The sequence below is a fragment of the Stenotrophomonas sp. CCNWLW162 genome, assembly GCF_037203745.1.
GTDB classification, from domain to species: Bacteria; Pseudomonadota; Gammaproteobacteria; order Xanthomonadales; family Xanthomonadaceae; genus Stenotrophomonas; species Stenotrophomonas maltophilia_AQ.
This window is the reverse complement of the sequence record NZ_JBBCBL010000006.1, coordinates 25,704-35,258: the sequence shown is the minus strand read 5'-3', so window position 1 is coordinate 35,258 and position 9,555 is coordinate 25,704. Positions and strand designations below refer to the sequence as shown.

Annotated in this window: 7 protein-coding genes; all 7 read left to right on the top strand. The window is 65.1% G+C overall.

Annotated elements, in window-relative coordinates:
* The first annotated feature begins 356 nt into the window (after positions 1–356).
* The 7 genes from rimP to pnp all read left to right on the top strand — a co-directional run bounded on the left by rimP (position 357) and on the right by pnp (position 9,421).
* Positions 357–947, top strand: coding sequence for a ribosome maturation factor RimP (rimP, locus tag V9K93_RS16235; RefSeq protein ID WP_006381060.1), 591 nt, complete (start codon positions 357–359; stop codon positions 945–947).
* Between the two features lie 4 nt (positions 948–951).
* A complete protein-coding gene (gene nusA / locus V9K93_RS16230) occupies positions 952–2,463 on the top strand; it encodes a transcription termination factor NusA (RefSeq protein WP_006381058.1) in 1,512 nt (503 codons plus the stop codon).
* Positions 2,464–2,555: 92 nt separating this feature from the next.
* The gene (gene infB / locus V9K93_RS16225; protein ID WP_046983970.1) at positions 2,556–5,201 is read left to right on the top strand and encodes a translation initiation factor IF-2; all 2,646 of its coding nucleotides are present in this window, start codon (positions 2,556–2,558) and stop codon (positions 5,199–5,201) included.
* A 124-nt stretch (positions 5,202–5,325) separates the two neighbouring features.
* Positions 5,326–5,709: a 30S ribosome-binding factor RbfA gene (gene rbfA, locus V9K93_RS16220; RefSeq protein WP_012511702.1), complete on the top strand. Its 384-nt coding sequence runs from the start codon at positions 5,326–5,328 to the stop codon at positions 5,707–5,709.
* A gap of 109 nt (positions 5,710–5,818) precedes the next feature.
* Positions 5,819–6,727, top strand: coding sequence for a tRNA pseudouridine(55) synthase TruB (gene truB / locus V9K93_RS16215; RefSeq protein ID WP_337302885.1), 909 nt, complete (start codon positions 5,819–5,821; stop codon positions 6,725–6,727).
* A 173-nt stretch (positions 6,728–6,900) separates the two neighbouring features.
* Positions 6,901–7,161, top strand: coding sequence for a 30S ribosomal protein S15 (rpsO, locus tag V9K93_RS16210; RefSeq protein WP_005410445.1), 261 nt, complete (start codon positions 6,901–6,903; stop codon positions 7,159–7,161).
* A 151-nt stretch (positions 7,162–7,312) separates the two neighbouring features.
* Positions 7,313–9,421 carry a polyribonucleotide nucleotidyltransferase gene (gene pnp, locus V9K93_RS16205; RefSeq protein ID WP_295382082.1) on the top strand — a complete coding sequence of 703 codons (2,109 nt, stop codon included), beginning with the start codon at positions 7,313–7,315 and terminating at the stop codon, positions 9,419–9,421.
* Positions 9,422–9,555: the final 134 nt, after the last annotated feature.

The window sequence follows — 9,555 nt, the reverse complement described above, 5'->3', positions numbered from 1 at the left end:
AGTAAAGAATGCGCCTTCGAAGTCCTGCTTCGAAGGCGTTTTTCTTTTGTGCTTCCGCTCGATCCGCCGGGCCATGCCTGGCGAGCGCAGCGGCAGGTTCAAGGGTGGTCCAAGCCTTGCACCAGCGCGGTGCAGTCGCTATCATCAGCGGCCTAGCAGTACCCCTGAAGGCGGCCTCCCAGCGGGAGTCCACACCGGAAGGAGGGCCGCAACCGGCAGGCAATGCAGGTTGCAACCGGAATCCAGTCACCGGAGTCTTTCCGGAAAAGGGGCCCAGCGGGCCCTTTGTCGTTTCCGGGGCGTCATGTTTCCACGCCGGCCAAGGCCGGCACCCAACCAAGAGATCAAGGCAGGCTGTGAGCGACAAGGCAACCGACATCGCGAATCTGCTCGCCCCGACCGTTGTGTCGCTGGGCCTGGAGCTGCTGGGCGTTGAATATCTGCCGGCCCCCGGCGGTGCGACCCTGCGCCTTTACATCGACGTGCCGCTGGCTGAGCAGCCGGAGCGCATCATCAATGTCGACGACTGCGAGCGGGTCAGCCGCGAAGTGTCGGCACAGATGGACGTCGAAGACCCGATCAGCGGCAACTACACGCTGGAAGTGTCTTCGCCGGGTGTCGATCGTCCGCTGTTCAATCTGGAACAGTTCGGCCGCCACCTCGGCGAATCGGCCAAGGTCACGCTGAAGCTGCCGCAGGACAACCGTCGTCGCCTGCAGGGCCGCATCGAGGCGATCGACGAAGCCGCGGGCGCCATCACCTTCATTGTCGACAAGGCCGAAGTGGTCGTGTCGGCGGACAACATCGACAAGGCACGGATCATGCCCGACTGGGTCGCGCTGGGGCTCGCCCCGAGCAAGCCGACCGGTCCGGCACCGAAGCGTCCGAAGCCGAAAACGAATTCTTCTTCCAACGAGCCGGCGGCAAAGAAGCCGCGCGCGGAGTGAGCCAATGAGCAAGGAACTGTTGCTGGTAGTCGACGCAGTCGCCAACGAGAAGGGCGTGCCGCGTGAAGTGATCTTCGATGCCATCGAGGCCGCCCTGGCCTCGGCAGCGAAGAAGCGCTATCCCGACGAGGAAGTGCTGACCCGCGTGGTCATCGACCACAAGGATGGCAGCTACGAAACCTTCCGCCGCTGGGAAGTGGTGGCCGATGACGTGGTCATGGAATCGCCGGATCGCCAGATCCGCCTGATGGATGCCGTCGACGAAGCCGAAGGCGTGGACGTCGGCGATTACATCGAAGAGCAGATCGAAAACCCGGATTTCGGCCGCATCGCCGCCCAGGCTGCCAAGCAGGTGATCGTGCAGCGCGTGCGCGAAGCCGAGCGCCAGCAGGTCGTGGATGCATGGAAGGACCGTGTCGGCGAGCTGATCACCGGCGTGGTCAAGCGCGCCGAGCGCGGCAACATCTATGTCGACCTGGGCGGCAACGCCGAAGGCTTCATTCCGAAGGACAAGGGCATTCCGCGCGACGTGCTGCGCGCCGGTGACCGCGTGCGCGGCTACCTGGCCGAAGTGCGCTCGGAACCGCGTGGCCCGCAGCTGTTCATCAGCCGCGCCGCCCCGGAATTCATGATCGAGCTGTTCAAGCTGGAAGTGCCGGAAGTCGGCCAGGGTCTGGTGGAAATCAAGGCCTGTGCCCGTGATCCGGGTGACCGCGCCAAGATCGCCGTGCTCGCCCACGACCAGCGCACCGATCCGATCGGTGCCTGCATCGGCATGCGCGGTTCGCGCGTGCAGGCCGTGTCCAACGAGCTCAATGGCGAGCGCGTGGACATCGTGCTGTGGAACGACAATCCGGCCAACTTCGTCATCAATGCGATGGCACCGGCTGAAGTGCAGTCGATCATCGTCGATGAAGACAAGCATTCGATGGACCTGGCCGTGGCGGAAGACCGCCTGGCCCAGGCCATCGGCAAGGGCGGCCAGAACGTGCGCCTGGCCAGCCGCCTGACCGGCTGGCAGCTCAACGTGATGACCCAGGACCAGGTCACCGCCAAGTCGGAGGCCGAGCAGGCTTCGGCCCGCCAGCTGTTCATGGACAAGCTGGAAGTGGACGAGGAAATCGCCGGCATCCTGGTCAGCGAAGGCTTCGGCACTGTCGAGGAAATCGCATATGTACCGGTCGGCGAACTGCTGGCCGTGGAAGGTTTCGACGAGGACATCGTCGAAGAGCTGCGCGCTCGTGCCCGCGATGCGCTGCTCAATGAGGCCCTGGCAGTCGAGGAAGGCCTTGAAGACGGCCAGCCGGCGCAGGACCTGCTGTCCCTGAAGGGCATGGACGAAGCCACCGCGTATGCGCTGGCCGGCCACGGCGTGCGTACCAGCGAGGAGTTGTCCGACCTGGCCGCCGACGAGGTCATGGACTTCGGCATCGAAGGGCTGGACCAGGCGCGCGCCGCTGCGCTGATCCTGGCCGCGCGTGCCGAGGAGATCGCCCGACTGGAACGCGGCGAATGAGCCGGCAATGAACAGGGCCCTGAGCCGATCAGGGCGTAGAATCCGCGCCACCTCCAGATGCGGGGGGGCGCCCACAAGATCATAGGATCCGAATGTCGCAGCAAACCACCATCCGCAAGCTTGCCGAACTGGTCAACACGCCGGTCGAAAAACTGCTGGAACAGCTGGCCGGTGCCGGCATGAAGTTCAGCGGTCCCGACCAGGTCGTGACCAGTTCTGAAAAAGTGAAGCTTCTGGGCTTCCTCCGTCGTTCGCACGGCAAGCCCGAGCAGGCCCCGGAAGAGACTGATCAGTCTGCAAAGAAGATCACGCTCAACCGTCGGAAGCAGCAGGAAGTGACGGTCAATTCCGGTCGCAGCAAGACGACCGTGAACGTCGAGGTGCGCCAGAAGCGTACCTACGTCAAGGCTGATGGTGGTCGCGCGATGACCCCGGACGAAGAGCGCGCCGACATCCTGCGCAAGCTGGAAGAGTCGCGTGCGCGCAACCTTGCCGAGCAGCAGGCGCTGGCCGAGAAGGACCGCCTGCGTGACGAGGCCATCGTCCGCGCCCGCGAGGAAGAAGTCGCGGCCAAGGAACGTGCCGAGGCCGAGAAGAAGGCGGCCGAGGAAGCTGCGGTTGCCGCCAAGGCGGCCGAAGCGCTCGCTGCCAGCCAGCCCAAGGTGCGTGCACCCATCGATGAAACCGCGCCGCGCCCGCCGCGTGCGCCCGCTGCAGCCCCGGCCGCGCCGCGTGGTGCGCCGCCGCGCAGCGACGATCGCAACAACCGCAGCGCGCCGCGCAATGAGCGCGGCCCGGGCGACCGCTTCGCCGGCCAGATGCATCTGTCGGCGGCCGACCGTGCGCGTCGTGGCAACAGCAACAACAGCAACAACCGTGGTCGTCCGGGTAGCCGGAACCAGGCCGGTGGCCGTCGTGACATGTCGCGCGGTGGCAACAACGCCGGTCCGCACGGCTTCGAGCGTCCGACCGCACCGGTGGTGCGTGAAGTGGCGATCGGCGAGACCATCACCGTGGCCGACCTGGCGCAGAAGCTCGCGCTGAAGGGCGGCGAGGTGGTCAAGGCGCTGTTCAAGATGGGCGTGATGGCCACCATCACCCAGTCCATCGACCATGACACCGCCGCGCTGGTCACCGAAGAGCTGGGCCACAAGGCCATTCGTGCCAACGACAACGATGCCGAAGACGCACTGCTGGCCTCCGCTGGCGAGAACCAGGGCGAAGCCGTGCAGCGTCCGCCGGTGGTCACCATCATGGGCCACGTCGACCACGGCAAGACCTCGCTGCTGGATTACATCCGCCGTACCAAGGTCGCCACTGGCGAAGCCGGCGGCATCACCCAGCACATCGGTGCCTACCACGTCGATACGCCGAAGGGCGTCATCAGCTTCCTGGACACCCCGGGCCACGCCGCGTTCACCTCGATGCGTGCCCGCGGTGCCAAGCTGACCGACATCGTGGTGCTGGTGGTTGCAGCCGACGACGGCGTCATGCCGCAGACCAAGGAAGCGATCCAGCACGCCCGTTCGGCGGGTGTGCCGCTGATCGTGGCCATCAACAAGATCGACAAGTCCGGCGCCGACCCGATGCGGGTCAAGAACGAACTGCTCTCCGAGCAGGTCGTGGCCGAAGACTTCGGTGGTGACATCCAGATGGTGGAGATCTCGGCCAAGACCGGCCTGGGCATCGACGACCTGCTGGACGCGGTGTCGGTACAGGCCGAGCTGCTGGAACTGAAGGCTGTCGACGAAGGTCGCGCCAATGGTGTTGTCATCGAATCCTCGCTGGACAAGGGCCGCGGCCCGGTCGCGACGGTGCTGGTGCAGCAGGGCCGCCTGAAGAAGGGCGACTACCTGGTGTGCGGCATCCAGTACGGCCGCGTGCGTGCACTGTTCGACGAAACCGGCAAGCAGCCGGAGTTTGCCGGACCGTCCATCCCGGTACAGGTCCTGGGCCTGTCCGGCGTGCCGGAAGCCGGTGACGACTTCGTCGTCGTCGACGACGAGCGCCTGGCCAAGGACGTCGCCCAGCAGCGTGAAACCAAGCGCCGTGAATCGCGCCTGGTCGCCACCGCTGGCAGCCGCATGGAAGACATCATGGCGACCCTGGGCAAGGGCGAGGGCCAGCAGGTCCTCAACCTGGTCATCAAGGCCGACGTGCAGGGTTCGGTGCAGGCGCTGAGCCAGGCACTGGTCGCGCTGTCCAACGAAGACATCCGCATCAACGTGATCCACTCCGGCGTGGGCGGCATCACCGAGTCGGACGCCAATTCGGCGGCCGCTTCGAAGGCCACCGTCATCGGCTTCAATGTGCGTGCGGATGCTTCGGCCCGCCGCATCATCGAATCCAACGGCGTGGATCTGCGTTACTTCTCGATCATCTATGACGTGATCGATCAGGTGAAGCAGGTGGCCTCCGGTCTGCTGGGCGTGGAGATCCGCGAAGAGATCATCGGTATCGCCGAGGTCCGCGACGTGTTCCGCAGCTCCAAGCTGGGCGCCGTGGCCGGCAGCATGGTCATCGAGGGTGTGGTCAAGCGCAACAAGCCGATCCGCGTCCTGCGTGACAGCGTGGTGATCTTCGAAGGCGAGCTGGAATCGCTGCGTCGCTTCAAGGAAAACGTCGAGGAAGTCCGCAACGGTACCGAATGCGGTATCGCGGTGAAGGCCTACAACGACGTCAAGCCGGGTGACCAGATCGAGTGCTTCGAGCGTATCGAAGTGCCGCGCACCCTGTAATGCTGTGCAGTGGCCCGACCAAGGGTCGGGCCCTGCCATGATGTAGAACCCGACCAACGGTCGGGTACCATGTAGATGTAGCGCCCGACCGTTGGTCGGGCGACAACTGAACCAAGAGTCCCTCGTGCCCAAGACTTTCCACCGAACCGACCGTGTCTCCGCCCAGCTGCGCCGTGAACTCGGCACCCTGGTGCACAACGCCGTGCGCGAGCATGGGTTGCCCTCGGTGAGCGTGTCCGACGTGGAAATCACCCGCGACATGGCCCATGCCAAGGTGTTCGTCACCGCACTGATGCCCGAGCGTTCGGCCGAAGCCGTCGCCGGCCTGAAGGAACTGGGCTATCGCCTGCGCATGGACCTGGCCCGGGCGATGAAGCTGCGCCACGTGCCTGAGCTGCATTTCCACTACGACGACTCGGTCGATCGCGGTGAGCATATCGACAACATCCTGCGCGACCTGCCCGATACGCTGGCCGCGGAGAAGCGTCGCGAAGGCGACGACGAATAACCGCGCGACGCCGGGCATGCCCGGCGTTGTTGCATTCCGGCCGCGCGATGTCTGATGCAGACCGCGCTGCGCGCTCGCCGGGCATGGCCCGGCGCTACCCGTACCTGTCATGACCCGAATTCAGTTCCGCCGCCTGGATGGCATCCTGCTGCTCGACAAGTCCGCCGGCATGAGCTCCAACGCCGCCCTGCAGGTGGCACGCCGCCTGTTCCGTGCCGAGAAGGGCGGCCACACTGGCAGCCTGGATCCGTTGGCCACCGGCCTGCTGCCGCTGTGCTTCGGCGAGGCGACCAAGATTGCCGGCCTGCTGCTGGGCTCGGCCAAGGCCTATGACGCCGAGATCGTGCTTGGCCAGACCACCGACACCGACGATGCCGAGGGCCAGGTGCTGCTGCAGCGGCCGGTGCCGCAGATCAGTGCCGAGGCGCTGCAGGCCGCGCTTGCAGCGCTGACCGGCAGCATCCGCCAGCGTGCCCCGATCTATTCGGCGCTGAAGCAGGGGGGTGAACCGCTGTATGTGAAGGCCCGCCGCGGGGATGCCATCGAGGCACCCGAGCGCGAGGTCCAGGTGCACGCCATCGAGGTGCTGGAGCAGCAGCCGGAGCGGTTGCGCCTGCGCGTGACCTGTGGCTCGGGCACCTACATCCGCAGCCTGGCCCGTGACCTCGGTGAAAGCCTGGGCTGCGGTGCCCACATCAGTGCGCTGCGCCGGCTCTGGGTTGAGCCCTTCCATCAGCCGGCCATGGTCACCCTGGACCAGCTGCGGGCGATGGTCGAGGCGGGCGACGAGGCCGGCATGGACGCGCTGCTGCTGCCGCTGGCTGCCGGCCTGGCTGAATACCCACGGGTTGAGCTGGATGTCGACCAGGTCCACCGCTTCTGTGTCGGCCAGCGCCAGCGCGATCCGTCCTGGCCGCGCGGACTGGTTGCCGTGTTTGGTCCGGACGCTGTTGTCCAGGGACTGGGCCAGGTCGATGACAGCGGGCTGCTGGCGCCGCAGCGTCGTTTCAACCTCTGACCCGGGCAGGCCGGTTCAGCCCCGGACCTTGTCCCGGAGCCCCCTGGCCGTTACAATTTCGCGGCCGTTTTCCGGCAGCCTGCCTTGCGCAGGTTTCATCCTCGTAGTCCACGGCGAGCCTGGCGGTGCGCGAAGCGCGTTCCTGCCGGCCACGCATCACTGAGAAAAAAGAAATGTCGATCGACACCCAGAAGGTCATTGAAGACAACAAGCGCAGCTCGGCTGACACCGGCTCCCCGGAAGTCCAGGTTGCACTGCTGACCGCCCGCATCGAACTGCTGACCGGCCACTTCAAGACCCACAAGAAGGACCACCACAGCCGCCGCGGCCTGCTGCAGATGGTCAACCGCCGTCGCAGCCTGCTCGACTACCTGAAGAAGAAGGACGTCGAGCGTTACAAGGCCCTGATCGAGAAGCTTGGCCTGCGTCGCTAAGCAACGAATCCCCCGCGGCGCAGCGATGCGCCGCGGTTTTGTTTTGTAGCACCGCAATCCCCGATTCAGGCCGGAACGATCCGGTCACCCGCTGGCGGCAAGGGTCGCCGACGGTCCAATTCGCAGACAGCATCCCCAAGGACATCCATCCGTGGCAAAAATCACCAAAACCTTCCAGTACGGCAAGCACACCGTCACGCTTGAGACTGGCGAAATCGCCCGCCAGGCCGGTGGCGCCGTCATCGTCAAGTTCGACGACACCGTGCTGCTGGTCTCCGCCGTTGCCGCCAAGAGCGCGCGTGAGGGCCAGGACTTCTTCCCGCTGACCTGCGACTATCAGGAGAAGTTCTACGCCGGTGGCCGCATCCCGGGTGGCTTCTTCAAGCGTGAAGGCCGCGCGACCGAGAAGGAAACCCTGATCTCGCGCCTGATCGATCGTCCGATCCGTCCGCTGTTCCCGGAAGATTACAAGAACGAAGTCCAGATCATCGCCACGGTGATGTCGCTGAACCCGGAGATCGACGGTGACATCCCGGCACTGATCGGTGCTTCGGCCGCGCTGTCGCTGGCCGGCACCCCGTTCAAGGGCCCGATCGCTGCCGCCAAGGTCGGTTACAAGGACGGTGAGTACATCCTCAACCCGACCGTGTCCGAGCTGAAGGATTCGCAGCTGGAGCTGGTTGTTGCCGGTACCGCCAACGCCGTGCTGATGGTGGAATCCGAAGCCGCGCTGCTGTCCGAAGACGTGATGCTGGGCGCCGTGACCTTCGGTCACCGCGAAATGCAGAAGGTCATCAACGCCATCAACGAGCTGACCGTCGAAGCCGGCACCAAGCCGTCGACCTGGGAAGCCCCGGCCAAGAACACCGCGCTGATCAGCGCCGTGCAGGAAGCGGTCGGCCCGCGCCTGGGCGAAGCCTTCCAGGTGCGTGACAAGCTGCAGCGCCGTGACGCCATCTCGGCGATCAAGAAGGACGTGGTCGAGTCGCTGGCCGGCCGCGTTGCCGCCGAAGGCTGGAACCCGGCCGAGCTGTCGAAGGAATTCGGCGAGCTGGAATACAGCACCATGCGCAACTCGGTGCTGGACACCAAGGTCCGCATCGACGGCCGTGCGCTGGACACCGTCCGCCCGATCGCGGTGAAGACCAGCGTGCTGCCGCGTACCCACGGTTCCTCGCTGTTCACCCGTGGTGAGACCCAGGCCATCGTGACCATCACCCTGGGCACCGCCCGTGATGGCCAGGTCATCGATGCCGTCTCTGGTGAGTACAAGGAAAACTTCCTGTTCCACTACAACTTCCCCCCGTACTCGGTGGGTGAGACCGGCCGCATGATGGGCCCGAAGCGTCGCGAGATCGGTCACGGCCGTCTGGCCAAGCGCGGCGTGCTGGCAGTGATGCCGTCGCTGGAGTCGTTCCCGTACACCATCCGCGTCGTCTCGGAAATCACCGAGTCGAACGGTTCCTCGTCGATGGCCTCGGTCTGCGGTTCGTCGCTGGCCCTGATGGACGCCGGCGTGCCGGTGAAGGCCCCGGTTGCCGGTATCGCCATGGGCCTGGTCAAGGAAGGCGATCGCTTCGTCGTCCTGTCCGACATCCTGGGTGACGAAGATCACCTGGGCGACATGGACTTCAAGGTTGCCGGTACCGCCGAGGGCATCTCTGCCCTGCAGATGGACATCAAGATCGAAGGCATCACCGAAGAGATCATGAAGCAGGCTCTGCAGCAGGCCAAGGCTGGCCGTCTGCACATCCTGGGCGAAATGGCCCACGGCCTGACCGCTCCGCGTGAAGAGCTGTCGGACTACGCGCCGCGCCTGCTGACCATCAAGATCCACCCGGACAAGATCCGCGAAGTGATCGGCAAGGGTGGTTCGACCATCCAGGCCATCACCAAGGAAACCGGCACCCAGATCGACATCCAGGATGACGGCACCATCGTCATCGCTTCGGTCAACGCCATCGCTGCGCAGGCTGCCAAGGCCCGCATCGAGCAGATCACCTCGGACGTCGAGCCGGGCCGCATCTACGAAGGCAAGGTCGCCAAGATCATGGACTTCGGTGCGTTCGTCACCATCCTGCCGGGCAAGGATGGCCTGGTGCACGTGTCGCAGATCTCCAGCGACCGCGTCGAGAAGGTCGGCGACGTGCTGAAGGAAGGCGATGTGGTCAAGGTCAAGGTGCTGGAAGTGGACAAGCAGGGCCGTATCCGCCTGTCGATGAAGGCCGTTGAAGAAGGCGACGCCGCCAGCGCCGAATAATCGGCCAACGGCTGATCACGGTAGGTGTCAACCTTGGTTGACACACCACCGCTGACATCGCTGGAATGAAAAAGCGGGCTTCGGCCCGCTTTTTCTTTGCCTGTCATCCCGTGCGCTCCAGCCGCTATGCTTCG